The sequence below is a fragment of the Streptomyces sp. NPDC032822 genome, from assembly GCF_055578825.1.
This window is the reverse complement of sequence record NZ_JBVIOL010000006.1, coordinates 248,253-270,957: the sequence shown is the minus strand read 5'-3', so window position 1 is coordinate 270,957 and position 22,705 is coordinate 248,253. Positions and strand designations below refer to the sequence as shown.

Annotated in this window: 24 protein-coding genes; 12 read left to right on the top strand and 12 right to left on the bottom strand. The window is 71.1% G+C overall.

The window, feature by feature from the left end; genetic code table 11:
• Positions 1-16 precede the first annotated feature (16 nt).
• On the bottom strand, positions 17-1,294 hold the full coding sequence (locus ACZ5VD_RS19275; protein ID WP_468548997.1) for a M6 family metalloprotease domain-containing protein: 1,278 nt from the start codon (positions 1,292-1,294) through the stop codon (positions 17-19).
• Between the two features lie 328 nt (positions 1,295-1,622).
• Between ACZ5VD_RS19275 and ACZ5VD_RS19270 the strand changes: the two genes are divergently transcribed.
• Both ACZ5VD_RS19270 and ACZ5VD_RS19265 read left to right on the top strand, forming a co-directional pair.
• Complete coding sequence (locus ACZ5VD_RS19270) at positions 1,623-2,267, top strand: TetR/AcrR family transcriptional regulator (protein ID WP_468548996.1); 645 nt, start codon at positions 1,623-1,625, stop codon at positions 2,265-2,267.
• Positions 2,268-2,458: 191 nt separating this feature from the next.
• Positions 2,459-3,988 carry an MFS transporter gene (locus tag ACZ5VD_RS19265; protein ID WP_468548995.1) on the top strand — a complete coding sequence of 510 codons (1,530 nt, stop codon included), beginning with the start codon at positions 2,459-2,461 and terminating at the stop codon, positions 3,986-3,988.
• Between the two features lie 130 nt (positions 3,989-4,118).
• Here ACZ5VD_RS19265 and ACZ5VD_RS19260 read toward each other — a convergent pair whose 3' ends face one another.
• A complete protein-coding gene (locus tag ACZ5VD_RS19260) occupies positions 4,119-4,634 on the bottom strand; it encodes a MarR family winged helix-turn-helix transcriptional regulator (RefSeq protein ID WP_468548994.1) in 516 nt (171 codons plus the stop codon).
• Positions 4,635-4,784: 150 nt separating this feature from the next.
• Here ACZ5VD_RS19260 and ACZ5VD_RS19255 point away from each other — a divergent pair, with 150 nt between their 5' ends.
• Entirely contained in the window at positions 4,785-5,576 is a 792-nt protein-coding gene (locus ACZ5VD_RS19255; protein WP_468548993.1) for a dioxygenase family protein, read from the top strand.
• 49 nt (positions 5,577-5,625) lie between these two features.
• On the opposite strand, the gene ACZ5VD_RS19250 is transcribed toward ACZ5VD_RS19255, so the two are convergent.
• Positions 5,626-6,156 (bottom strand): GNAT family N-acetyltransferase, encoded by a 531-nt coding sequence (locus tag ACZ5VD_RS19250; protein WP_468682773.1) that lies wholly within the window; start codon positions 6,154-6,156, stop codon positions 5,626-5,628.
• Between the two features lie 171 nt (positions 6,157-6,327).
• Here ACZ5VD_RS19250 and ACZ5VD_RS19245 point away from each other — a divergent pair, with 171 nt between their 5' ends.
• A complete protein-coding gene (locus ACZ5VD_RS19245; RefSeq protein ID WP_468548991.1) occupies positions 6,328-7,323 on the top strand; it encodes a sigma-70 family RNA polymerase sigma factor in 996 nt (331 codons plus the stop codon).
• Positions 7,324-7,860: 537 nt separating this feature from the next.
• Positions 7,861-8,580 (top strand): TetR/AcrR family transcriptional regulator, encoded by a 720-nt coding sequence (locus ACZ5VD_RS19240; RefSeq protein ID WP_468682883.1) that lies wholly within the window; start codon positions 7,861-7,863, stop codon positions 8,578-8,580.
• A 205-nt stretch (positions 8,581-8,785) separates the two neighbouring features.
• Here the strand turns inward: ACZ5VD_RS19240 and ACZ5VD_RS19235 are convergent, their stop codons facing one another.
• The gene (locus ACZ5VD_RS19235) at positions 8,786-9,760 is read right to left on the bottom strand and encodes a helix-turn-helix transcriptional regulator (protein WP_468549214.1); all 975 of its coding nucleotides are present in this window, start codon (positions 9,758-9,760) and stop codon (positions 8,786-8,788) included.
• A 63-nt stretch (positions 9,761-9,823) separates the two neighbouring features.
• Here ACZ5VD_RS19235 and ACZ5VD_RS19230 point away from each other — a divergent pair, with 63 nt between their 5' ends.
• The 6 genes from ACZ5VD_RS19230 to ACZ5VD_RS19205 all read left to right on the top strand — a co-directional run bounded on the left by ACZ5VD_RS19230 (position 9,824) and on the right by ACZ5VD_RS19205 (position 15,947).
• The gene (locus ACZ5VD_RS19230) at positions 9,824-11,347 is read left to right on the top strand and encodes an MFS transporter (RefSeq protein ID WP_468682772.1); all 1,524 of its coding nucleotides are present in this window, start codon (positions 9,824-9,826) and stop codon (positions 11,345-11,347) included.
• A 188-nt stretch (positions 11,348-11,535) separates the two neighbouring features.
• The gene (locus ACZ5VD_RS19225; RefSeq protein WP_468548989.1) at positions 11,536-12,297 is read left to right on the top strand and encodes a DeoR/GlpR family DNA-binding transcription regulator; all 762 of its coding nucleotides are present in this window, start codon (positions 11,536-11,538) and stop codon (positions 12,295-12,297) included.
• 39 nt (positions 12,298-12,336) lie between these two features.
• Positions 12,337-13,284 carry a 1-phosphofructokinase gene (pfkB, locus tag ACZ5VD_RS19220; protein ID WP_468548988.1) on the top strand — a complete coding sequence of 316 codons (948 nt, stop codon included), beginning with the start codon at positions 12,337-12,339 and terminating at the stop codon, positions 13,282-13,284.
• On the top strand, positions 13,281-13,520 hold the full coding sequence (locus tag ACZ5VD_RS19215) for a hypothetical protein (RefSeq protein WP_468548987.1): 240 nt from the start codon (positions 13,281-13,283) through the stop codon (positions 13,518-13,520). Before pfkB ends, ACZ5VD_RS19215 begins: the two co-directional genes overlap by 4 nt.
• A complete protein-coding gene (locus ACZ5VD_RS19210; RefSeq protein WP_468682771.1) occupies positions 13,517-15,607 on the top strand; it encodes a PTS fructose transporter subunit IIABC in 2,091 nt (696 codons plus the stop codon). Before ACZ5VD_RS19215 ends, ACZ5VD_RS19210 begins: the two co-directional genes overlap by 4 nt.
• Positions 15,608-15,698: 91 nt before the next feature.
• Positions 15,699-15,947, top strand: a complete 249-nt coding sequence (locus tag ACZ5VD_RS19205) for a hypothetical protein (RefSeq protein WP_468548985.1) — start codon at positions 15,699-15,701, stop codon at positions 15,945-15,947.
• A 46-nt stretch (positions 15,948-15,993) separates the two neighbouring features.
• On the opposite strand, the gene ACZ5VD_RS19200 is transcribed toward ACZ5VD_RS19205, so the two are convergent.
• From ACZ5VD_RS19200 to ACZ5VD_RS19185, 4 genes are all read right to left on the bottom strand, one after another.
• Positions 15,994-16,743, bottom strand: coding sequence for a DUF6227 family protein (locus ACZ5VD_RS19200; RefSeq protein WP_468548984.1), 750 nt, complete (start codon positions 16,741-16,743; stop codon positions 15,994-15,996).
• Between the two features lie 187 nt (positions 16,744-16,930).
• The gene (locus ACZ5VD_RS19195; RefSeq protein ID WP_468682770.1) at positions 16,931-18,151 is read right to left on the bottom strand and encodes a L,D-transpeptidase; all 1,221 of its coding nucleotides are present in this window, start codon (positions 18,149-18,151) and stop codon (positions 16,931-16,933) included.
• Between the two features lie 148 nt (positions 18,152-18,299).
• Complete coding sequence (locus ACZ5VD_RS19190; protein WP_468682769.1) at positions 18,300-19,322, bottom strand: P1 family peptidase; 1,023 nt, start codon at positions 19,320-19,322, stop codon at positions 18,300-18,302.
• A gap of 40 nt (positions 19,323-19,362) precedes the next feature.
• Positions 19,363-19,554, bottom strand: a complete 192-nt coding sequence (locus tag ACZ5VD_RS19185) for a hypothetical protein (RefSeq protein WP_468548981.1) — start codon at positions 19,552-19,554, stop codon at positions 19,363-19,365.
• Positions 19,555-19,640: 86 nt separating this feature from the next.
• Here ACZ5VD_RS19185 and ACZ5VD_RS19180 point away from each other — a divergent pair, with 86 nt between their 5' ends.
• Complete coding sequence (locus ACZ5VD_RS19180; RefSeq protein WP_468548980.1) at positions 19,641-19,820, top strand: hypothetical protein; 180 nt, start codon at positions 19,641-19,643, stop codon at positions 19,818-19,820.
• Between the two features lie 121 nt (positions 19,821-19,941).
• Here the strand turns inward: ACZ5VD_RS19180 and mscL are convergent, their stop codons facing one another.
• The 4 genes from mscL to ACZ5VD_RS19160 all read right to left on the bottom strand — a co-directional run bounded on the left by mscL (position 19,942) and on the right by ACZ5VD_RS19160 (position 22,668).
• Complete coding sequence (gene mscL / locus ACZ5VD_RS19175) at positions 19,942-20,406, bottom strand: large conductance mechanosensitive channel protein MscL (protein WP_468548979.1); 465 nt, start codon at positions 20,404-20,406, stop codon at positions 19,942-19,944.
• 174 nt (positions 20,407-20,580) lie between these two features.
• Positions 20,581-21,189, bottom strand: coding sequence for a hypothetical protein (locus ACZ5VD_RS19170; RefSeq protein WP_468682768.1), 609 nt, complete (start codon positions 21,187-21,189; stop codon positions 20,581-20,583).
• A 183-nt stretch (positions 21,190-21,372) separates the two neighbouring features.
• Positions 21,373-22,206: an S-methyl-5'-thioadenosine phosphorylase gene (locus ACZ5VD_RS19165; protein ID WP_468682767.1), complete on the bottom strand. Its 834-nt coding sequence runs from the start codon at positions 22,204-22,206 to the stop codon at positions 21,373-21,375.
• A gap of 132 nt (positions 22,207-22,338) precedes the next feature.
• On the bottom strand, positions 22,339-22,668 hold the full coding sequence (locus tag ACZ5VD_RS19160) for an FmdB family zinc ribbon protein (protein WP_468682766.1): 330 nt from the start codon (positions 22,666-22,668) through the stop codon (positions 22,339-22,341).
• Positions 22,669-22,705 lie beyond the last annotated feature (37 nt).

Here is a 22,705-nt window from a genome sequence, read left to right as displayed (position 1 = left end):
CCTGCCTCTCTCCCGCCTACCCTCGGCTGACCCGCACCCGGTAGTCCCCCGTGACCTCCGCTCCCGTCACCGCGATCCGCAGTCCCCGTTTCACGTCCCGGAACTCCTCGCCGGGAATGAACGGGGCGTCGGAGAGTTCCGCGTGGACGTTCGGGCTGCGGGTGCAGCCGCCGCTGTTGCGGCGCGAGTCGTAGACGGTGACCGGGCCCTGGCCGGTGTCGACGTCGGCGTCGACCTTGTAGATGAGGACGCCGGGGCGGCACACGGTCTCGTCGTTGCCCTCGCGGGTGCGCAGTTCGACGGCGTACCCGGTGCGGCGGTCGATGGGGACGAAGACGAGTTTCGTGCCGCCGGAACGGGCCAGCGGGGTCAGGGTGAACTCCGTGGTGCCCGGCGCCGTCGCGCAGTTCACCTGTGCCGCGTCGAGCCAGCCCAGCTTCCACTTGTGCCAGCCGAGGAAGTCGTTGTTGGCCCCCCAGTCCTCGCTCATGATGTCCCAGTGGCCGACCGCGCCCCCGCCCTCCTGGGTGTAGAGGTCGGGCAGGCCGAAGACGTGGCCGTTCTCGTGGGGGAGGACGCGGTAGCCGGTCTGGTCGTAGGAGCCGGAGCCGTCGTCCTGGCGGGAGTAGACGAAGGAGGCGTTGGCGACGGGGACGCCGTCCGCCATCGGGGCCTCGGGGTTGCCGGCGAAGGTCACGGACAGGACCGTGTCGAGGGCGGAGGGGCCCGCGTTCGGGGTGACCAGCACGTTGAGGAAGTCGTACGAGCGGAAGTCCACCTTGGGGTCGGCCGCGGCCACGATGTCCTGGACGAGTCTGCGGTAGCCGGGATCGAAGGGGGCGCCGCGCTCTATGCCGTAGGCGCGGAAGGGCTTCGGCATGCGCAGCCAGCCGGGGATCGGGGTCTCGGGGAGGTAGTCGAGACGGCCGTAGGAGCTGGTGCGGAACCAGTCCTGGGTCTGGGGGAAGAACTCCCGGAAGCGGCTCTGCGCGCTGCCCGAGCCGGGTGCGTCGGAGAAGTCGACCATCAGGGTGAGGGCGCGGACGGTGCCGGTGGAGCGGGAGTAGCCGCCGGGCGTGGGGACGCCCTCGGACATCTGGACCGTGGGGCCGCCGCTGATCATGCAGGGGCCGTACGTGGAGGCGCGGGCCAGGGCGATCGGCCCGGCGCCCGCCGTCGTGGTGCTCCGCGTGAGGTGGCCCGTGCCGGCCGAGGTGCTGACCGCCAGGGTCAGTACGGTCACGGAGGCGAGGGTGGCCACGCGGCGCGGGCGTATCCGACGGCTCGGCTGCATGCATGGCCCCTTCGGTCCGCGGCAGCCGCCGTTCTGACGGTCTGCGTCCTTTCGATCACCCTGTGGTGAGGAGTTCGAGGGCGCGCGCTGGAGGAGCCCGAACGTGGCTCTCCCGTGGGGGAGGGGTGTACAGGAGGCGGAGAGGTGTTGTGACTCAGGTCACAGAAGATCGGCTCGGGTGGGGGAAATAACCGGGGACCACTTCCCCGTTTAGACCTGATGTCCGAGCGAAACGGGGAGAGCCTCCCCGGATCGCAGACATCGACGGGACAGCGATCGCACACCGGATCGTCCCTCGATGTCACACCATCAGCCTCAGGAGTGTGCCGTGGAGACCGCGACCCCCGTTCAGCACAAGGTGCCCCGGCCGCGCGCCGACGCCCTGCGCAACCGGGAGCGGATCGTCGTCGCCGCCCGGGAGATGTTCGTCGAGCACGGCCCGGACGTGCCGCTCGACGAGATCGCCCGCCGGGCCGGCGTCGGCAACGCCACGGTGTACCGCAACTTCCCGGACCGCGACGCGCTGGTCCGTGAGGTCGTCTGCTCGGTCATGGACCGCACCTCGGAGGCGGCCGAGCGGGCGCTGACGGAGACCGGTGACGCGTTCGAGGCGCTGGCGCGCTTCGTGCACATCTCCGCCGACGAGCGGATCAGCGCACTGTGCCCGATGGTCTCCAGCACCTTCGACAAGCACCACCCCGACCTGGAAGCGGCGCGCGAGCGGGTCGAGGAACTGGTCGAGCGGCTCATGGACCGGGCGAAGGCGGCCGGTCGACTCCGCTCCGACGTGGGCGTCGGTGACGTGATGATCACCGTGGCCCAGCTCAGCCGGCCGCCGGCCGGCACGGCCTGCTTCAGCGTCGACCGCTTCGTCCACCGCCATCTGCAGCTGTTCCTGGACGGACTGCGGGCCCCGGCCCGCTCCACCCTCCCGGGCACGCCCGTGACCATGGAGGACCTCCGCCAGGCCTGATCCGACCTGAACCGATCCGACCTGAACCGATCCGACCCGAACTGATCCGACCCGATCCGACCGATCAGTTCGGCTCGCCACAGCGGTCTTATCCACGCAGGGCGACCTGCCGGCCTTCCGCTCCCGAGCACACCCTTTCCGTCCCCGAAGACATCCTTTTTCCGTCACGAAGTCCCGAAGTGGGTACCTCCATGTCTGAAACAGCCGTCAAGGCTCCCGGCATCCCTGATGCCAACCGCTGGAAGGCGCTGACGTTCATCGCGCTCGCCCAGCTGATGGTCGTCCTCGACGCGACCATCGTGAACATCGCCCTGCCGTCCGCACAGCAGGACCTGGGCATATCCGACGGCAACCGGCAGTGGGTCATCACGGCCTACGCCCTCGCCTTCGGCGGCCTGCTGCTCTTCGGTGGGCGCATCGCCGACCTGTGGGGCCGCAAGCGCACCTTCGTCGCCGGTCTGATCGGCTTCGCCGGCGCCTCCGCGCTCGGCGGCGCGGCCACCAACGAGGCGATGATGCTCGGCGCCCGCGCCCTCCAGGGTGCGTTCGGCGCACTGCTCGCGCCCGCCGCGCTCTCCCTGCTCGCCGTGATGTTCACGGAGCCCAAGGAGCGCGCCAAGGCGTTCGGCATCTACGGTGCGATCGCCGGTGGCGGCGGCGCCGTGGGCTTCATCCTCGGCGGCGTCCTCACCGAGTACATGGACTGGCGCTGGACGTTCTTCGTCAACATCCCGTTCGCGATCATCGCGGCGGCCGGCGCGTACTTCGTCATCCGTGAGCCGGCCGGCGGCCGCAACCGCTCGCCGCTCGACATCCCCGGCGTCGTCCTGTCCGTCCTCGGCCTGGTCACGCTCGTCTACGCCTTCACCCGCGCCGAGTCCGACGGCTGGGGCGACTCCGTGACGATCGGCCTGTTCGTGGCCTCCGCCGTGCTGCTGGCCGCGTTCGCGGTCACCGAGTCCAAGGTCAAGGCCCCGCTGCTGCCCCTGCGCGTCATCACCGAGCGCAACCGCGGCGGCGTCTACCTCTCGCTCGGCCTCGCGATCATCGCGATGTTCGGCCTGTTCCTCTTCCTGACCTACTACCTGCAGATCGTGAAGGGCTACTCGCCGGTCAAGACCGGCTTCTCGTTCCTGCCGATGATCGCGGGCATGATGGTCGGCTCCACGCAGATCGGCACCCGCCTGATGACCCGGGTCGCGCCGCGCCTGCTGATGGGCCCGGGCTTCCTGGTCGCCGCGATCGGCATGCTGTTCCTGACCCAGCTGGAGATCGGCTCCTCGTACTCCGCCGTGATCCTGCCGGGCATGGTGCTGCTCGGTCTCGGCATGGGTACGGCGTTCATGCCCGCCATGTCGCTGGCCACGTTCGGCATCGAGCCGCGTGACGCCGGTGTCGCCTCCGCGATGGTCAACACCTCGCAGCAGGTGGGCGGCGCGATCGGTACGGCCCTGCTGAACACGATCGCCGCCTCGGCGACGACCTCGTACATCAAGGACCACATCGGCGGCGCCGGTTCCCAGGCCCAGCAGCAGCTGGTCCAGCTGGAGGGCCAGGTGCACGGCTACACCAACGCGATCTGGTTCGCCGTGGGCATCCTCCTGCTCGCCGCGACGGTCGCCGTGACCTTCATCAACACCGGCCGCCCGGACACCACCACGGTGGCCGGCTCCGGAGAGGGCGCCGAGGAGGAGCTGAAGGTGCCGGTGGTCGCGCACTGACGGCGACCGCGCGGCCGTACGCGCTGATCACGACCATCCGGTCGTACCCCTTCGGATCACGCACCATCCGTACGTACGGGGAAGGGGACGCCCCGTACGTACGCCCCGCAGGACCTGCCCCGGCCGCCGCTCAGCGGAGCCAGGGCAGGTCCGCACCCGCTTCGTTCGGCTGAAGTCCCTCGGCGACGATCTCCATGATCTCGCCGAGGGACTTCTGCTGTTCCGGGGTGAGCCGGTCGAACATGGCGGCGCGGACGACCGCCACATGGCCCGGCGCGGCCTCCTCCAGCATCTCCAGGCCCCGCTCCGTCACGACGGCGAACTGGCCGCGCTTGTCGGAGGGGCAGTCCTCGCGCCGCACCCAGCCGTTTCTCTCCAGCCGGGCCACGGCGTGCGAGAGGCGGGAGCGGGTGATCTTCGCGTGCATGGCCAGCTCGGTCATGCGCAGCCGCCGCTGCGGGGACTCGGCGAGCTTCACCAGGAGGCCGTAGTAGACGTGGGGCATGCCGGCGTCGCGTTGGAGCTGGCGGTCCATGTGGTCTTCGAGGAGGGTCGTGGCGTGCACATAGGCACGCCAGACACGCTGCTCCTCGTCGTTGAGCCAGCGAGGCTCCTCAGCGCGCGCGGATGCGGATGCCGTGTTCATGTACTCCACTGTACGAGAACGCTCCTTGAATATTAAACAAGTGCGGCGTAGACTTTCGAACCGAAGCTTTAAATTTGAAGCAAATGGAGCTTCGGGTCAGACGAAGCCCACACCGAGCTCGACGCACCACCCCCCGGAGGAGTCGCCGCCATGTCCGCCGCCGCGCAGGAGCGCATGCCCACCCTGTACCTCAGTCACGGCGCCCCGCCCCTGGCGGACGACCCGATCTGGCCCGGCGAACTCGCCGCCTGGTCCGCCGGCCTGCCGCGGCCCAAGGCGATCCTCATGGTCTCCGCCCACTGGGAGGAGGCCCCGCTCGCCCTCGGCGCCGTCGACCCCGTCCCGCTCGTCTACGACTTCTGGGGCTTCCCCGAGCACTACTACCAGGTGACGTACGAGGCTCCCGGCGCCCCCGAACTCGCCGAGTCCGTACGCAAGTTGCTGCGCGCGCCCGGCACGCCCGTCCAGGACATCCCGGACCGCGGCCTCGACCACGGCGCCTACGTCCCGCTCGTCGAGATGTTCCCCGAGGCCGACATACCGGTCCTCCAGATCTCCATGCCGACCCTCGACCCGGTCCGCCTCATGGAGATCGGCCGCAAGCTCGCGCCGCTGCGCGAGGAGGGCGTCCTGATCGTCGGCTCCGGCTTCTTCACCCACAACCTGGCCGCGCTGCGGCACACCGGCCCCGGCGTGCCCACCTGGTCGTCCGAGTTCGACGACTGGGGCCGCCACGCCCTGGAGACCCGCGACTGGGACGCCCTGCTGGACTTCCTGCACAAGGCCCCGGCCGGCCGGTACGCCCACCCGCGCACCGAGCACTTCGCCCCGCTGTTCGTCACCATGGGCGCCGCGGACATGGTCGGCGAACTGGACGCGCAGAAGTCGGTGATCGACGGGTTCTGGATGGGCATGGCCAAGCGGTCGGTGCAGTTCGGCTGAGCCCCCGGGTCCCCGGCGGCCCTCTCGGGGTCACCACTCCCTTTCGGGGTCACAGCTCCTTCTCGTACCAGGCCACATCCCAGTAGCGGCCGAACTTCCTGCCCACTTCCCGGTACGTCCCGACGTGCCGGAACCCGAAGTGCTCGTGCAGCCGCGTCGACGCCTCGTTGGGCTGGGCGATGCCCGCGTAGGCGCGGTGCACGTCCTCCTTCGCCAGTGCCTCGAAGAGGGCCTCGTAGAGGAGCGTGCCGACACCGCGGCGGCCGGCGTCCGGGGCCAGGTAGACCGTGACCTCCACCGAGGTCGTGTACGCGGGCTTCGGCCGGAACGCGCTGGATGTGGCGTAGCCGAGGATCCGCTGTGAGGTTCCTGGGGATGCGCTCTCCGTGGCAACCATCAGCCGGTGCGGGCCGTCTACAGGGTGGGAGAGCAGCCACGGGCGGCGCTCCTCCGCAGTGAAGACGGCCGTGTCGAATGTGATGGGCGTCTCACGAACGTAGTGGTTGTAGATGTCGGTGAGAGTCCCGAGATCGCTGTCGACTCCCGGCCTGACCTGCACTTCTGTACGTTCCGACGACATCCGTCCTCCTGGTGTGGCCGCGCAGGATACTGCATGATCAGAAAAATACAGGGGTGCGTTGGGAATTCTGTCCGGATTCCAGTCGTTGTTTCCATCGGATGCAGGGCACCCGAGGAGAGTGCCGAGCGTCCTTAGGACCACCCGCTGACCACACATCGCAAGGGAGCACGCATGGCAACCCGTGCCGTCGCCCGTCGTCAGTCCGCCACCGGCCGGACCGGCGCGGCAAGCAGTGTTCGCACCCATGGCGGCGAGATCGCCGACCGCGACCTGGTCGGCATGTATCTCGACGAGATCGCGCGCACACCGTTGCTCGACGCCGCCAAGGAGGTCGAGCTGTCCCAGATCATCGAGGCGGGCGTCTTCGCCCAGCGGCTCCTGGACGGATACGAGGAGTCGCCGGCGGAAGCCAGCCGCGAGGAGCTGCAGACCCTGGTCGACGAGAGCGAGCGGGCCAAGGAGATCTTCATCCGCTCCAACCTCCGCCTGGTCGTCGCCGTGGCCCGCCGCTACCCCCGCAGCGGTCTCCCGCTCCTCGACCTGATCCAGGAGGGCAACGCCGGCCTGGTGCGCGCGGTCGAGAAGTTCGACTACCGCAAGGGATTCAAGTTCTCGACGTACGCGACCTGGTGGATCCGGCAGGCCATCACCCGCTCCATCGCGGACCAGTCGCGCACCATCCGCCTCCCCGTCCACCTGGTCGAGGAGCTGGGCCGGATCCGCCGTGTGCAGCGCGAGTTCAACCGCGAGCACGGCCGTGACCCGGAGCCCGCGGAGATCGCCGCCGAGCTCGACTCGAACCCGGACCGTGTGACGGACGTCCTGGACTGGGCCCGCGACCCGGTCTCCCTGAACATGCCGGTGGACGACGCGGGCGAGACCCAGTTCGGCGACCTCCTGGAGGACGCCTCCGCGGTCTCTCCGGAGCAGTCCGTCCTGACCCTGCTGCGCAGTGAGGAACTCGACGACCTCATCGGCCGCCTCGACCAGCGCACGGCCTCCATCATCAAGATGCGCTACGGCATCGAGGACGGCCGGGAACGCACGCTGACCGAGGTCGGCAAGGAGCACGGCCTGACGCGCGAGCGGATCCGCCAGATCGAGAAGCACGCACTGCTGGAGCTGAAGAAGCTGGCGCGGGACACCGGGTTCGACGCGGCCGCGTGACCCGCCTCGCGCGGACGCGGCGCCGGGCGGCGTGCGACCGCCCGGGGCCGCGTACGCCGGGTGGCGAAAGACCGCGCAAACATGGCGTTGTAACGCCGCTTCAACCTGCGGGGTCCAGGGAACAAGACTTCAGGGCCCAGGAGTTCGAGCGGGCGGGGCGGCTTCCCCGCCGTCGCCGGAGTCCGTGTCCCCGCGCCTCTCCGAACCGACCCGCCGAGGCCGGCCAGGCAAGGCCGACCCACCCGAGCCACCGACCTGGCCGACCCATCGAGCCAAGTCCCGACGCACATCCCCCCGGCGCCGGGACTTTCCCCGAGCCGGACTTCGGCGCCCTCCCCCCGGGCGCCGGGGTCCGGCTCCTTTTTCTGCCGGGCAGGGCGAAACGGCGGGCCACCCCGTACCTGAACCCCGGGGTGGCCCACCGGATGGCAGATTGTGTCACATGGGCATAGCCTGCCGAATGTGAGCAGCCCCACCCACCCCTCGCCTGCGGCGACGCCCCTCTCCCTCACCGAGCGACGCAAGGCAGCGACCCGTATGGAGATCGCCCGAGCGGCCGCCCGTCTCTTCGTGAAGCACGGGCTGCGGGCCACCCGCGCCGAGGACATCGCGCAGGCCGCCGGGGTCGCCCCGCGCACCTTCTACCGGTACTTCGCCACGAAGGAGGAGGCCGTCGCCCCGCTCTACGCGGCGGGCGCCCAGCTCTGGGCGGAGGCCGTGCGCGAGGCCCCGGCCGAACTGTCCCTGCCGCAGGCCCTCGAACACGCCGTCCGCCACACGCTGGTGCCGGGCGCCGGAATCTCCGCCGCGAACTGGGAGTGGGTCCGCACCCTGATCCGCCTGGCGGAGAGCGGCCCCGGACTGCGGCAGGTGTGGGCGGAGGTGTGCCAGGCGGGGGAGCGGACGCTGGCGGAGGTCCTGGCGGAGCGGATGGAACGACGCTCGGGCCTCGCTCAGGGTGACGACAACGTTGCCGGGAGCTCCGTTTCCCGGAGCCCGGGTCCCGGTTCCGGGGGTTCCGGTTCCGGGAGTCCCCGTCCAGGTGGTTCCAGTTCTGGTTCCGGTTCCGGTGTCGGGAGTTCCGCCGCCCGCCCCGACCCGCGTTTCACCGCCGCGGTGGCGAGTGCCGCCGTCCGTACCGCGATCGAGGCGTGGGTGTCGGGCGACGCCCCCGCCGCCGGACCCGAGGGCCCGGCGGCACTGGCGTTGCGTAATCTCGCGGCGCTGCGGGAGTTCCCGTGGGAGAGGTCGACGTAGCGCCGGGGAGGCTGGGGAGCGGGCGGCGACGACCGAGTACCCGGGGTTCGGTGTGCTGCCGGGGGTGGTTGTCGGCGAGGGCTCCGGCGGACGATCCGGCCGGCGCGGCCGAACCGGTCCGGGCGGCCCGCTGGTCGGCCTGGGGCCGGGTGAGCCGCGTGCGGGGCAGGCCGGATGCCCCGTCGGCGGGGTGGGCGGGGCCACGTCAGTCCGGTGTCGGCGCCGCCCCTGCCCGCACCAACCGCCCGCCCAACTCCCGTACACACCGCGCCAGTTCGACGGGCTCCTGCACGGTGAAGTCGAAGCCCAGCGTCGCCAGCCGCATGGCCAGCCACTCCACGGACCCGGCCGAACCCCGCAACCGGCAACGCCCCTCGTCCACCGGCTCGGGCGTTCCGAGCCACGCCGGGATCCGCGCCGCGACGGTCTCGGCGGGGGCGTCGAGGGTCACGGCGAAGTCGTACGTCTCCTGTTGGCGGTGGATCGATCGCCGCAGGTACTCCGCCGCGCTCCCCGTCGGCAGCTCGCGCGGGGTGAAGCGCGCCCCGGTCGCGAAGGGGTCGCCGACCCGGTCGACGCGGAAGGTACGCCAGTCGTCGCGATCGAGGTCGTACGCGACGAGGTACCAGCGCTGCCCGGTGGACACCAGCCGGTACGGCTCGACCACGCGCCGCGAGTCCACCCCGTCCTTCGCGCGGTAGGCGAACCGCAGCCGCTCCCGCCCGGCCACCGTGGAGGCCATCACGGTCAGCGTCTCGGGCGCGATACTCGCGCCGTCGCCGCTGGTCAGCGGGGTGGTCGCGGCCTGGAGGGTGGCGACGCGATGGCGCAGCCGGGAGGGCAGCACCTGTTCGAGCTTGGCCAGCGCGCGTACGGACGCCTCGTCCACGCCCTCGACCGCGTGCCCGGCGCCGGCCCGCAGCCCGACCGCGATGGCCACCGCCTCCTCGTCGTCGAGGACGAGCGGCGGCATGGCCTTGCCGGCGACGAGCCGGTAGCCGCCGTCGGTGCCCATGGTCGCCTGCACGGGATAGCCGAGCTCGCGCAGCCGGTCGATGTCCCGCCGGACCGTACGGCGGGACACCCCGAGGCGGTCGGAGAGCTCGCCGCCGGGCCATTCGCGGGGTGTCTGGAGGAGGGAGAGGAGTTGGAGGAGCCGGGCCGGAGTGTCCGTCGTCATGTATCCGAGGATGCCGTAGAAGTAGGACACGATCTGACCTAGTGGGGTCATAGGTTGTGGGACATGACCTCCACCGAGCCACGTTCCACCACCCTCAGTGCGCAGCCCGGAGCTGCCGACCGGCGTCGCTGGTTCGCCCTCGCGATCGTGATGACCGCGGCCTTCATGGACCTCGTCGACGTCACGATCGTCAACATCGCCATCCCGTCCATCCAGGCGGACGCGGGAGCCTCCTTCAGCCAGATCCAGTGGATCACCGCGGGATACGCACTGGCCTTCGCCGCCGGCCTGATCACCGGTGGACGGCTCGGCGACATCCACGGCCGCAAGCGGCTCTTCCTGATCGGCATCGGCGGCTTCACCCTCGCCTCCGCGCTGTGCGGCTTCGCCGCCGATCCGGAGATGCTGGTCGCCTCCCGCATCCTCCAGGGCGGCATGGCGGCGCTGATGGTGCCCCAGGTCCTGTCGATCGTGCACGCCACCTTCCCGGCGCACGAGCGGGGCAAGGTCTTCGGGCTGTTCGGCGCGGTCGTCGGACTCGGCGCGGTCTCCGGTCCGCTGCTGGGCGCCCTGCTCACCGAGTGGAACCTCTTCGGGCTCGAATGGCGGCCCATCTTCCTCATCAACCTGCCGGTCGGTATCGCGGGCCTGATCCTCGGCAGCCGCTTCATCACCGAGTCCAAGGCGCCGAAGGCCCTGAAGCTGGACCTGGTGGGTGTCGCGCTGGTGATCCTCGGCCTGATGATGCTGATCTACCCGCTCACCCGCGGCGAGGAGCTGGGCTGGCCGCTGTGGGGGTACGTCTCGATGGCCGGCTCGCTCGTGGTGCTGGCCGCGCTGGTGGCGTACGAGCGACGCAAGACGGCACGCGACGGCTCCCCGCTGATCGAGCTGTCCCTGTTCCGGGTGAAGAGCTTCGCCGCCGGTATCGCCGTGCAGACCGTCTTCGGCGTCGGCCTGGGCATCTTCTTCCTGGTGTGGACCCTGTACATGCAGACGGGGCTCGGCTGGAGCCCGCTGCGGGCCGGCCTGACCGGCGTCCCGTTCTCGATCGCCGTGTCGCTGGCGGCCGGCCTGTCCGTGCAGCAGCTCGTCCCGCGCTTCGGCCGCAAGGTGCTGCAGGCGGGCGCGCTGGTGATGGGGCTCGGTGTCCTGATCTACCTCTGGGAGTCCGAGCGGTACGGCCTGGGCATCGCGTCCTGGCAGATGGCGCTGCCGCTGATCGTGATGGGCGTCGGCATGGGCCTGATCGTCGCCCCGCTGACCGACGCGGTGCTGTCGGAGGTGCCGCGCGAGCACGCCGGCTCCGCGTCCGGGCTCATCAACACCGTGCAGCAGATGGGCAACGCGCTGGGGCTCGGCCTGGTCTCCGTGGTCTTCTTCGGTGTGATCGCCGACGACCTGCGGCCGACACAGGTGCGCCCGGCCTTCGTGCACGGCTTCCAGAACGCGCTGTGGTGGGTGGCCGCGGTGATGGGCGTCATCTTCCTGCTGATGTTCGCGCTGCCGAAGCGGCCCGCGCAGCACGTGGAGGGGGCGGGGCCGGAGCTCGGGGCGGTGGAGAAGACGCCTGAGCTCGTGTCCTGAGGGGCGATGAGCGCGGCGGAGAAGGAGGGCCCGGCACCTGGGGAGGTGCCGGGCCTTCCGGCGTACCCGGACCTGATCGGAAGTCCGTTCATGCCCGAATCAAGTCCGAACCTGTTTACTTTCTGGAAATCCGGGCGTAGCCTCCCTGCGAAACCACAATTTCGGGCACGGATCGGAGGCGAACGGCTATGTACGCACCGGAGCGACAGCAGGAGATCCTCCGGCTCGCCCGTGACGGCGGCCGGGTGGACGTGGTGTCGCTGGCCGAGGAGTTCCAGGTCACCGCGGAGACGATCCGCCGGGACCTGAAGGCCCTCGACCGCGCCGGCCTCCTGCGGCGCGTGCACGGCGGGGCCATCCCGGCCGGACGCCTCGGCTTCGAGCCGGACCTCGCCGAACGCGAGACGACGGCCGCCGACGAGAAGGACCACATCGCCAAGGCGGCCCTCGCGGAACTGCCGGCCGAGGGCACGATGGTCCTCGACGCCGGTACCACCGTGGCCCGCCTGGCCGGCGCGATCCCCCTGGAGGCGACGCTCACCGTCGTCACCCACTCCCTGCCGATCGCCGCCCGCCTCGCGGACCACCCCGGCATCCAGCTCCACCTGGTCGGAGGGCGTGTACGGCACCGTACGCGCGCCGCCGTGGACGCCTGGGCGCTGCGGGCCTACGGCGAGATCCGGGCCGACGTCCTCTTTGTGGCGGCCAACGGCTTCTCGGCCGATCATGGCCTGACCACCCCCGACCTCGCCGAGGCCGCGGTGAAGCGCGCGGCGATGGCCGCGGCCCGCCGCGTGGTGCTGCTCGCCGACTCCTCCAAGCACGGCCAGGAGCACTTCGCCCGCTTCGGCGACCTGAGCGACGTGGACCTGCTGATCACCGACAGCGGGCTGAGCCCCGAAGACGTCGCCGCGATCGAGCGCGGCGGCACCGAAGTGCTGTGTGTGTAGAGCGGCACGGAAGTGCTGTGTGTTGAGAAACGAGTACGCATGATCCTCACCGTCACCCCGAACCCGTCCCTGGACCGTACGTACGAGATCCCCTCGCTCGACCGCGGCGAGGTCATCCGCGCCACCGGCGAGCGCATGGACCCGGGCGGCAAGGGCGTGAACGTCTCGCGTGCCGTCTCGGCCGCCGGCCGGCGCACGGTCGCGGTGCTGCCGCTGGGCGGGGCGCCGGGCGCGCTCGTCGCCGACCTGCTCGACGCGCAGGGCATCGAGGTCGCGCCGGTGCCGGTCGCCGGGGCCACCCGCTCGAACATCGCGCTCGCGGAGTCCGACGGCGTCCTCACGAAGATCAACGCGCCGGGCCCGGAACTGTCGGTGGAGGAGCGGGAACTGCTCCTGGAGACGGTCCGCACCCAGTCGCGGGACGCGGACTGGATCGCCTGCTGCGGAAGCCTGCCGCGCGGACTCGCCCCGTCCTGGTACGCGGCGCTCGTCGCCCGGGCGCACGCCGCCGGCAAGCGCATCGCGCTGGACACCTCGGGCCCCGCGCTCCTGGAGGCGCTGCGCGAGCGGCCCGACGTGGTGAAGCCGAACGCCGAGGAACTCGCGGAAGCCGTCGGGCGCCCCCTGGCCACGGTGGGCGACGCGGTGAAGGCGGCCGAGGAACTGCGGGAACGCGGCGCCGGTGCCGTCCTCGCGAGCCTGGGCGCCGACGGGCAGCTCCTCGTGAACGACGCGGGCGCCTGGTTCGGCAGCGCGCGCGTGGCCGCCGTACGCAGCAATGTGGGAGCGGGCGACTCCTCCCTCGCCGGTTTCCTCATCGCAGGTGGCGGCGGCCCCGAGGCGCTCGCCTCCGCGGTCGCCCACGGCGCGGCGGCCGTACAGCTGCCCGGCAGCGTGATGCCGACCCCGGCCGACCTGGACCCGGCGGCGGTGACGGTCACGGCGCAGGTGCCGGTGGACCGCGTACTGAAGGAGCCGGTGTCATGAACGTCCCTACGGCCACGACGACGGCGACCGCGGTCCTGACCACGGCCCCGGCGACCACCGCACCGGCCACCCGACCGGACCCCGTCCGGCGCGACTCCCCGTTACTCGCCACCCGCCGCCCCACCGGCCCCACCACCCGTCACACCCGCCCCAAAGTCCCCCACTGCATCCCCGTCCCCCTGTGCGCCCACCTCACCACTCCCCGGGCGATACGCGTGCGAAGGAGCCCGCGATGAGCGACATGATCACCGCGGATCTGGTCGATCTCGACCTGTCCGCCGACACCAAGGAAGCGGCGGCGCGTGCCCTCGCCGAGCGCATGGTCGCCCTGGGCCGGGTGACCGACCTGGAGGGCTTCCTCGCCGACGTGGCCGCCCGCGAGGCGCAGATGCCGACCGGCCTCGACGGCGGCATCGGCATCCCGCACTGCCGGAGCGAGCACGTCACCGAGCCGACCCTCGGCTTCGGGCGCAGCGCCGCCGGAATCGACTTCGGCGCGCCGGACGGCCCGGCCGACCTGATCTTCCTGATCGCCGCCCCCGCGGGCGCCGACGACGCCCACCTCACGATCCTGTCCTCGCTCGCCCGGCAGCTGATGAACACCGAGTTCACCGACGCGCTGCGCGCGGTCGGCGACGCGGCGGACGCGGCGGCGCTGATCCGCGGGGACGAGGCGCCGGCCGCGGACGCCGGTTCCGAAGACTCCGCTGTGGCGTCGGCGGCGGCCTCCGCCGACGCCACAGCGGGCAGCGACGAGGACGCGCCCCAGGGCACGACAGAGGGCACGACAGAGGGCACGGCCGAGGGGGAGGGCGCCACGGAGCGGCCCTTCCGGATCGTCGCCGTCACCTCCTGTCCCACCGGCATCGCCCACACCTACATGGCGGCCGAGTCGCTGGAGAACGCGGGCCGTGAGGCGGGCGTCGAACTCGTCGTCGAGCCGCAGGGCTCGGCCGGCTTCACCCGGCTCGACCCGGCGGTCATCGCGGCGGCGGACGGCGTGATCTTCGCCCACGACGTGCCCGTACGGGAGAAGGACCGCTTCGCCGGGAAGCCGACCGTCGACGTCGGCGTCAAGGCCGGCATCAACAAGCCCGCCGAGCTCATCGCCGACGTGCGCGGCAAGGCCGCGCGCGGCGAGGTCACGGCGGACGCCAGGGGCGGCACCCCCGTCGAGCGCGCCGGTGAGTCCGACGACGGCTACGGCACCAAGCTCCGCAAGTGGCTGATGACCGGCGTCAGTTACATGGTCCCGTTCGTCGCCGCGGGCGGTCTGCTGCTCGCCCTCGGCTTCGCGATCGGCGGCTGGGAGATCAACAAGGCGCCCTCGGTCATGGAGCACTTCTCCTGGACCCAGGTCGACAGCTGGGGCGCGCTGCTCTTCCAGATCGGCGGGGTGGCCTTCGGCTTCCTCATCCCGGTGCTCGCCGGTTACATCGCCTACGGCATGGCGGACCGCCCCGGCCTCGTCCCCGGCTTCGTCGGCGGCATGATCGCCTCGAACATCGCGGCCGGCTTCCTCGGCGGTCTGGTCGCGGGTCTGCTCGCGGGCGGCATCGTCCTGTCGATCCAGCGGATCAAGATCCCGCCGGTGCTGCGCGGCATCATGCCGGTCGTGGTGATCCCGCTGATCTCCTCGCTGATCGTCGGCTTCCTGATGTTCGTCGTGGTCGGCAAGCCCATCGCCGAGGCCCAGAAGGGCATGACGGACTGGCTCTCCGGTCTCTCCGGCACCAACGCGGTCCTGCTCGGCATCCTGCTCGGCCTGATGATGTGCTTCGACCTCGGCGGCCCGGTCAACAAGGTCGCGTACGCCTTCGCCACGGCGGGCATCGCCGTCCAGGACCCCAGCGACTCCGCGATGAAGGTCATGGCCGCCGTGATGGCCGCGGGCATGGTCCCGCCGCTGGGCATGGCGCTCGCGACCACCCTCCGCAAGAAGCTCTTCACCCCGACCGAACGCGAGAACGGCAAGGCCGCCTGGGTCCTGGGCGCCTCCTTCATCTCCGAGGGCGCGATCCCGTTCGCCGCCGCCGACCCGCTGCGGGTCATCCCGGCCTCGATGGCGGGCGGCGCGGTCACCGGTGCCCTGTCGATGGCCTTCGGAGCCACCCTGCGCGCGCCGCACGGCGGCATCTTCGTGGTCCCGCTGATCGGCAACCCGTTCCTCTACCTGATCGCCGTCGCGGCGGGTGTGTGCGTCACGACGGTCCTGGTCGTCGTACTCAAGAGCATGCGCAAGCAGCCCCCGGGCGCGGTGCCCGCGGAAGCGGCACCGGGCGCCCCGGCGGCGACGGAGAAGAAGGAGCCGGTCGCGGCCTAGCCCTTTGGGCGACCGTGCGTTGTTCACGGCAGATGCGAGATACGTCACGGTCCGGGGCTTCGGTCCCGGACCGTGGTGTCTACTGGACCGCATGCCTGAGCATGTCTCGGTCTACCAGCTGCTTGGTATGACCTTCCTCGTTCTGGTGGCCGTCTCCTGGGCGGTCGGCCTGGTCCTCATGCTGCGCCGCGGTCGCATCGAGGCCGCCCTGTGGCGCGCCCAGGGACTGCCCGTGTTCCCGCACCAGCAGGTCGGCCCGCAACGGGAGTCCGTCGAGCTGACCCCGGCGGAGGCGGACGAGTTCGCGGTCCTGGTACGACGGCTCAGCGCCGACCGCTGACCCGGGGACCCGCACCGGGCCGCCGCACACCGGCCGCGCACCCCGCTCAGGAGACCTGCGCCGCCCGCCGCTCCATCGCGTCCCGGGCCGCGTCCTCGCTCACGTACACCTCGCACATGTGCCGCCCGTCCGGCGTCGCCGTGTGCTCGACCTCCCAGAGGGAGATCTCCTCGCCGTCCCGCAGCAGGAACGCGTGCTCGTAGAGCGAGAAGCACAGCCCGGCACGGCCCGCTCGGCACGGACGGCCGAAAGCCTGCGTGATCTGGTGCGCGAACGCCGTGGTCAGCAGGAGCGTGGAGGTCGCCGCGTCCGGCCGGTCCGCGTTCTCCGCCCGGCGCAGCAGCCGGCGCGCGTGGTCCGCCGAGTCGTCGGGCACATACGCGTGGCGCGGCGCGGGGATCGGCGACAGCTGCACGGTCACCGGCAGCTCGAAGTCCGGGGTGTCCACGGGCAGCGGCAGTCTCGCCGTGGCCGCCCGCAGCTCCTCCTCGTCGACGTACACCTCGTGCTGCGGGATGCTGCCCGGCGCGGTGTTGTGGACGAGCTCCCACAGAGTGAGGGCCGAGCCGTCGACGAGCAGCCAGGTGTGCCGATACGTCTCGCGGTGCAGCCCCGCGCTGTGGTGCGCGGAGTGCAGTGAACTGTCGTGCGCCAGCGCGCAGTCCAGTCGCCGTATCGTCTCGTCCGGCAGCTCGAAGGAGTTCAGGGCACGGCCGAGGAGTCGCGCGAGGTGCTCCTCCGGAGACTCGGGCGACTCGGGTTGTTCGTACGCTGCCGTCTCGTACGGAACGCTCAAGGTTTCTCCCGGCGTTGCTGCATGTCACCTTGTGGGTGCATACCGTAGCCCCTCGGTCGGACATCATGTCCGGGAACCGAGAAAACGTGCGTCCGTAAAACGCACGGGCCGCGGGGAAAGTTCCCACGCGGCCCGCTGATCCGTCAAAAACCGCCGGTCAGAAGCTACTTGAGGTACGGGGTCGCGCTCAGACGGCGCTGCCCGCGAGCCACTGGCTCCACGACGTGTTCCAGTCGCTGAACCCGTTCTCCGGCGACACCGACTTGTCGGGCGAGTTCTTGACGATCACGACGTCCCCGATCATTGAGTTGTCGTAGAACCACTTGGACGGCGTGTCGCCCTGGCCGCCCTTCACGTCCTGGAGGCCGACACAGCCGTGGCTGGTGCCCTGGTTGCCGAAGGGCGGGTTGGCCTTGTTGTACCAGTAGTTGCCGTGGATGAAGGTCCCCGACGTGGTCAGCCGCATCGCGTTCGGGACGTCCTTGATGTCGTACGCGTTCTTCAGGCCGACCGTCCGGCTGTCCATCCGCAGCTTCTTGAACTTCTCGGAGATCACCATCTGTCCGTTGTACGTGGTGAACTCCGCGCTGCCCGCCGAGATCGGCACCGACTTGAGGGTCCTGCCGTCCCGCACGACCGTCATGGTCTGCGTGTTCACGTCGACCGTGGAGACCTGCGAGCGGCCGATCGTGAAGTCGACCGTCTTCTTCTGCACCCCGTGGACGCCGTTCGCGCCCTCGACTCCGTCCAGGTCGATCTTCATCGTGACCTTGGAGCCGGCCTTCCAGTACTCCTCGGGCCGGAAGTCGAGCCGCTGCTCCCCGAACCAGTGCCCGACCACCTGCTGGCCGCTGTTCGTCGACACCGTGATGTGCGACTGCACGGCCTTCTTGTCGGTGATCGCCTTGTCGAAGGTGAACGACACGGGCATCCCGACGCCGACCGTCGTTCCCTCGTCCGGTGTGTACGTCCCGATGAAGCTGTTCGCCGGGCTGACGGTGGTGAAGACCGACTTGGCGGCCTTCGCCCGTCCGTCCGCATCCTTCGCGGTCGCCGATATCTCGTACTTCGTCCCCCGCTCCAGCCGCTCCTTCGGCTTCCAGCTGCCGCCGTCGGCGGATATCGCCCCCGGTACGGCCGCCCCCGCGCCGGCCTCCTTCATCGTCACGTCGGTCAGCTTCCCGTCGCTGACGCGCACGCCGGTGCTGTTGATCGACGCACCGGTCGAGCCGTTCCGCGCCGAGATGACGATCTTCGCCGCCGAGGTCTGTGCGGTCTCCCCGCCCTTCTTGTCGTCGTCGTTCCTGGCATTGGCGCTTCCACCGCACGCGGTGAGGGTGAGGGCGCCGACCATCAGGGCGGCACATGCCCCGAGTGCGCGCCGCGCTGCGTTGTCCGGCGTTTTCACGATCTACTCCCGTTTCCAGATGGTGTGTGCGATCCGCTCCAGTGCGTGGAGAAAGAGGGGAGCGGCCGGTGGTCGGGTTCCCAACCAGCGCGGTGAACGCCATCACGTGACAGAACCGGGACACATTTCTCCCTGTGGTTCCTCGGGCCTACCCGTACAACTCCTCGTACGACGGCCACGCCCCGCCCGGCCCGGCCACCGGCCCGGCGGCACGCACGGCTCGCACGATCGCCCGGGTCACGACGTCCGCGCCGGCCGCGAGGATCTCGTTCAGCGCGAGGGGATGCCCGGTGTCCAGCGGACGGCCTCCGGTGGCCAGCGCGAACACCGTGTCCCCGTCGTTGAGGAGATGCACCGGCCGCACAGCGCGCGCGATGCCGTCGTGCGCCGTACCGGCCACCTTCTGCGCCTGCGCCTTCGTCAGGTCCGCGTCGGTGGCGACCACCGCGAGGGTGGTGTTGAGCAGGGGAGGCGTGTTCTTCGCCGCGGTCTCGGCCAGACGCCGGCCCGCGGCCTCGTGGACGCCCGCCTCCGGGTACCGCACGCGCCCCTGGAACAACTCCCCGTACAGCACCCCCGTCTCCGGATCGACCGCGGATCCCGCCGCGTTGGCCACCACCAGCGCGGCCACCGTGATCCCCGAGTCGAGCACGATGCTCGCGGAACCCACGCCGCCCTTCAGCCGGCCGACCACGGCGCCGGTCCCCGCGCCCACGCTGCCCTGCCGCACGGGTGCTCCGGGTTCGTCCGCTGCGGCCGCCTCGACGGCGGCCAGGCCGGTGGCCGCGTCCGGCCTGGCCCGGAAGTCGCCGCCGCGCCCCAGATCGAAGAGGCAGGCCGCGGGCACCACCGGCACGACATGGGTCGGATCCGCCCCCACCCGCACCCCGCGCCCGCGCTCCTCCAGCCAGGCCATCACCCCGGTCGTCGCGTCGAGTCCGTACGCGCTGCCGCCGGTCAGCACGATCGCCTCGACCTTCTGCACCACGTTGCGCGGGTCGAGGGCGTCGGTCTCCTTGGTGCCGGGGCCGCCGCCCCGCACGTCCACCGCGGCCACGGCGCCGCCCTCCGGGGCGAGCACGACCGTGGTGCCGGTGAGCCAACCGTCACCGACGCGTGTCGCGTGCCCCACGCGCAGCCCGGAGACGTCCGTCAATGCATCGACTGTCATGGGACAAGTCTCGTCCAGGCGCCGCCCCCACCCCGGGACGTCAGGAGGCCGGTGCCTCCGGTCCGCTCTCCCCGGCGACCGTGCACACCGTCGGCGTGGTGCCGACCGCCAGCGCGGCCACCGTCACGACACCGGCCGGTGAGCACCGCCGGTCGCCCAGGAAGGTGCGGCAGATGACCGGCGGCGCGGTGGCCGGCGGGACCAGTGGCAGGCCGGGGCTCACCTCGGACACCGGACACCGGACAGCGCGCCGGTTCTCCTGTGAGGGGATTCACAGCGCGTCGGGGGTCCTCAGCTCCGGGGCCGTACCCTGGACGCATGACCACCGCCCCCGATGCCCCCGAGCCGCGCGCGCCGAAGCCCGCGCTGATCTTCGACGATCCGCTGGACCAGCAGTCCTCGGACGACACCGACCGCGGGTGGGGCGAGCGGCCCGGCACGGACAGCGCGTCCGACCTCAGGCGCTTCCTCGACGAGAAGCCGCCCCACCACCTGTGAGCCGGGCGGGTCGCCCCGTGCGCCGGGCGGTCCGTCATGTGCGCCGAGCGGGTCGCCCTGTGCGCCGGGCAGGGCACGAGTAGGGCGTCGGGCGGGTCGTCGCCCGCCCGGTCGTCCCCCGCTACTGCTCGTCGTGGCCCGAGCCGCGCTGCCGCTGTTGGGCGACCACCGCGTCGCGGATCTCCTTGAGCACCTCCAGCTCGCTGACCTCGATCACCTCGTGCGTGCCCTCCTTCGCCTTCCTGCGGGCTTCCACCCGGGCCAGGTACTTGGCCATCGGCAGCACCATCAGGAAGTACACGACAGCCGCCGTGATCACGAAGCTCAGCGTCGCGCCGAGGACCGAACCCCACAGGAGCCGGATGCCCTCGTCGCCCTGGCAGTTGTCGCTCAGGCATGAGCTGTAGCTGTCGAGGTTCTTGGTGCCGATCGCCCCGACCAGCGGGTTGATGAGCCCCTTCACCACCGAGTTGACGATGTTGGTGAAGGCGGCGCCGATGACCACGGCCACGGCCAGATCGACAACATTCCCGCGCGTCAGGAAGGCCTTGAAGCCCTCCCAGACACTCGGCTTCTTCTCGCTCACCTGGGGAACTCTCCTCGTACGAACGGGTGGTGGAACAAACAGCTCCGCAACTTACGTCAAGGTGCGGCGACCTTGTCCAATTGGGTAGCTCGAACGAGGGACTTGACGAAGGCTTTGAGGAGAGGGTCGACAAGGTGCCTGTCGGCCGGTCGCGCCCGATGTGCGGCCCATGGTTCAGCACAGCGTCACCGCCAGCCGTGCCGTCGCGCTCGCCCCGGCGAGGCTCGCCGCGGTGGAGCGCGGCACCGCGAGCACGACCAGCGCCCCTTCCTCCGTCGCTCCGTCCAACGGCTCCGGCACCTTGGTGACCCGAGCGCCGCGCGCGACCACCCGCGCGGCACCGCCCGTCGCCGTCTCCTCGGCGGCGATGACGTCCACCCGGTCGCCGGGCCGCAGCAGCCGGACCGTGGCCCCGTCGGCGATCCGTACCGGCGCCGTCACGGTCCGGACGGCACGGTGTTCCCGTACGGGAGCCGCCGCAGGAGGCCCGCCGGTCCGTTCCGTGTCCTGCGGGCCCGCCGCCACCAGCGCCGCCGCGGTGACGGCGAGGCCGACCGCCACGGCCCGCCTGCGGTGCCGAACCAGCCGCTGCAACCGGCAACGGACACCGCGGATCCGCACAGGGGCGAAGTGCGGCACCTCACAGGTCGGGGGAGCGTCCGTGCCGGGTGGGCGCGGCGGAGGAGAAGGAAGGGGAGGGAAGGCGGAGAGGGCGGAGAGGGGGGAGAGGGGGGAGAGAGGGGAGAGCGCGGAGAGGGGAGCGGGAGAAGGGGCGAAGGGCACGGGAACCACCACCTGCGACGAGGGATCGGCTTGCGATGCCACGATGACGCTTCGCGCCGATTCCCGCCGAGGCCGGTGGACTACTGGCGGGTTGTGGACAACTCCCTCACCCGAAGGGGAAGTTTCACACCTTCGCCTCCGCCTTCGCCTCCGCCTTCACCTCCGGCCTTGTCCACCGGCCGTCTACGGCAGCGCGAACCCAGGATCCATCCCGCCCAGCGCGTTCGTGCACAGGCAGTTCCGCTCCTCGGTCGCGGGCAGCGCGGACACCGCGTCGAACAGCACGCCCCGCAGCCGGTCGACGTTCGCCGCGAACACCCGCAGCACCTCGTCGTGCGAGACGCCCTCACCGGTCTCGGCGCCGGCGTCGAGGTCCGTGACCAGGGTCAACGAGCTGTAGCAGAGTTCGAGTTCACGGGCGAGCGCGGCCTCGGGGTGGCCGGTCATGCCCACCACCGACCAGCCCTGCGCCTGGTGCCACAGCGACTCGGCGCGGGTCGAGAAGCGCGGCCCCTCGATCACCACCAGCGTGCCGCCGTCCACCGGCTCCCAGTCCTGTCCGCGGGCCGCCTTCAGAGAAGCCGCGCGGCCGACGGGGCAGTAGGGGTCGGCCAGGGACACGTGCACCACGTGGGGCACCGTGCCGTCGGGCAGCGGCAGCCCGTCGAAGTACGTTCCGGCGCGGGACTTCGTCCGGTCGACCAGCTGGTCCGGGACCAGCAGTGTGCCCGGACCGTACTCGGGGCGCAGACCGCCCACCGCGCACGGGCCGAGGACCTGGCGCACTCCGACGGACCGGAGCGCCCACAGGTTGGCGCGGTAGTTGATGCGGTGCGGCGGCAGATGGTGGCCGCGTCCGTGCCGGGGCAGGAAGGCGACCCGCCGGCCGGCGATCTCGCCGAGGAAGAGGGAGTCGCTGGGCGGCCCGTAGGGGGTGTCCACCCGGAGCTCGGTCACGTCGTCGAGGAACGAGTAGAAGCCGGAGCCGCCGATTACGCCGATCTCTGCGTTCGCCATGACCAGCACAGTAACCGGCGCCGCGCAGGGCCGGAGCACGGGCTCCGAAACAGTGCCGACCCGGGTCCGGACAGAACGAGAACCCCGCCGTCCCGGGACGGCGGGGTTCTCGTGAGTACGCCTGGTGCGGCCTTACGCGGCCGAGCTGTTGCTGGACGAGGAGCCCGAACTCGACGACTTCGACTTCGAGTCCGAGGACGTCGAGGGCGACTTCGTGTCCGAACCGGACTTGGAGTCCGAGGACGTCGACGACTTCGCGGACGCCGGCGAGCTGCTCGACGAGGAGCCGCGGCTGTCGTTGCGGTAGAAGCCGGAGCCCTTGAAGACAATGCCGACTGCGGAGAACACCTTCTTCAGGCGGCCGGCGCAGTTGGGGCACTCGGTCAGGGCGTCGTCGGTGAACTTCTGCACCGCCTCAAGGCCCTCGCCGCACTCGGTGCACTGATACTGGTAGGTCGGCACTGTGTCTTCCTCCTGGCACTCTCACTCAATGAGTGCT

What these genes read in the sequence shown, in the direction of transcription:
- ACZ5VD_RS19210 (WP_468682771.1), top strand. Translation starts at nt 13,517, where the DNA reads ATGAGCGACATGATCACCGCGGATCTGGTCGATCTCGACCTGTCCGCC.
- ACZ5VD_RS19165 (WP_468682767.1), bottom strand. Translation starts at nt 22,206, where the DNA reads ATGGCGAACGCAGAGATCGGCGTAATCGGCGGCTCCGGCTTCTACTCG.
- ACZ5VD_RS19180 (WP_468548980.1), top strand. Translation starts at nt 19,641, where the DNA reads ATGACCACCGCCCCCGATGCCCCCGAGCCGCGCGCGCCGAAGCCCGCG.
- ACZ5VD_RS19260 (WP_468548994.1), bottom strand. Translation starts at nt 4,634, where the DNA reads ATGAACACGGCATCCGCATCCGCGCGCGCTGAGGAGCCTCGCTGGCTC.
- pfkB (WP_468548988.1), top strand. Translation starts at nt 12,337, where the DNA reads ATGATCCTCACCGTCACCCCGAACCCGTCCCTGGACCGTACGTACGAG.
- ACZ5VD_RS19245 (WP_468548991.1), top strand. Translation starts at nt 6,328, where the DNA reads ATGGCAACCCGTGCCGTCGCCCGTCGTCAGTCCGCCACCGGCCGGACC.
- ACZ5VD_RS19205 (WP_468548985.1), top strand. Translation starts at nt 15,699, where the DNA reads ATGCCTGAGCATGTCTCGGTCTACCAGCTGCTTGGTATGACCTTCCTC.
- ACZ5VD_RS19190 (WP_468682769.1), bottom strand. Translation starts at nt 19,322, where the DNA reads ATGACAGTCGATGCATTGACGGACGTCTCCGGGCTGCGCGTGGGGCAC.
- ACZ5VD_RS19225 (WP_468548989.1), top strand. Translation starts at nt 11,536, where the DNA reads ATGTACGCACCGGAGCGACAGCAGGAGATCCTCCGGCTCGCCCGTGAC.
- ACZ5VD_RS19230 (WP_468682772.1), top strand. Translation starts at nt 9,824, where the DNA reads ATGACCTCCACCGAGCCACGTTCCACCACCCTCAGTGCGCAGCCCGGA.
- ACZ5VD_RS19265 (WP_468548995.1), top strand. Translation starts at nt 2,459, where the DNA reads ATGTCTGAAACAGCCGTCAAGGCTCCCGGCATCCCTGATGCCAACCGC.
- ACZ5VD_RS19275 (WP_468548997.1), bottom strand. Translation starts at nt 1,294, where the DNA reads ATGCAGCCGAGCCGTCGGATACGCCCGCGCCGCGTGGCCACCCTCGCC.
- ACZ5VD_RS19255 (WP_468548993.1), top strand. Translation starts at nt 4,785, where the DNA reads ATGTCCGCCGCCGCGCAGGAGCGCATGCCCACCCTGTACCTCAGTCAC.
- ACZ5VD_RS19240 (WP_468682883.1), top strand. Translation starts at nt 7,861, where the DNA reads ATGGAGATCGCCCGAGCGGCCGCCCGTCTCTTCGTGAAGCACGGGCTG.
- ACZ5VD_RS19215 (WP_468548987.1), top strand. Translation starts at nt 13,281, where the DNA reads ATGAACGTCCCTACGGCCACGACGACGGCGACCGCGGTCCTGACCACG.
- ACZ5VD_RS19235 (WP_468549214.1), bottom strand. Translation starts at nt 9,760, where the DNA reads ATGACGACGGACACTCCGGCCCGGCTCCTCCAACTCCTCTCCCTCCTC.
- ACZ5VD_RS19250 (WP_468682773.1), bottom strand. Translation starts at nt 6,156, where the DNA reads ATGTCGTCGGAACGTACAGAAGTGCAGGTCAGGCCGGGAGTCGACAGC.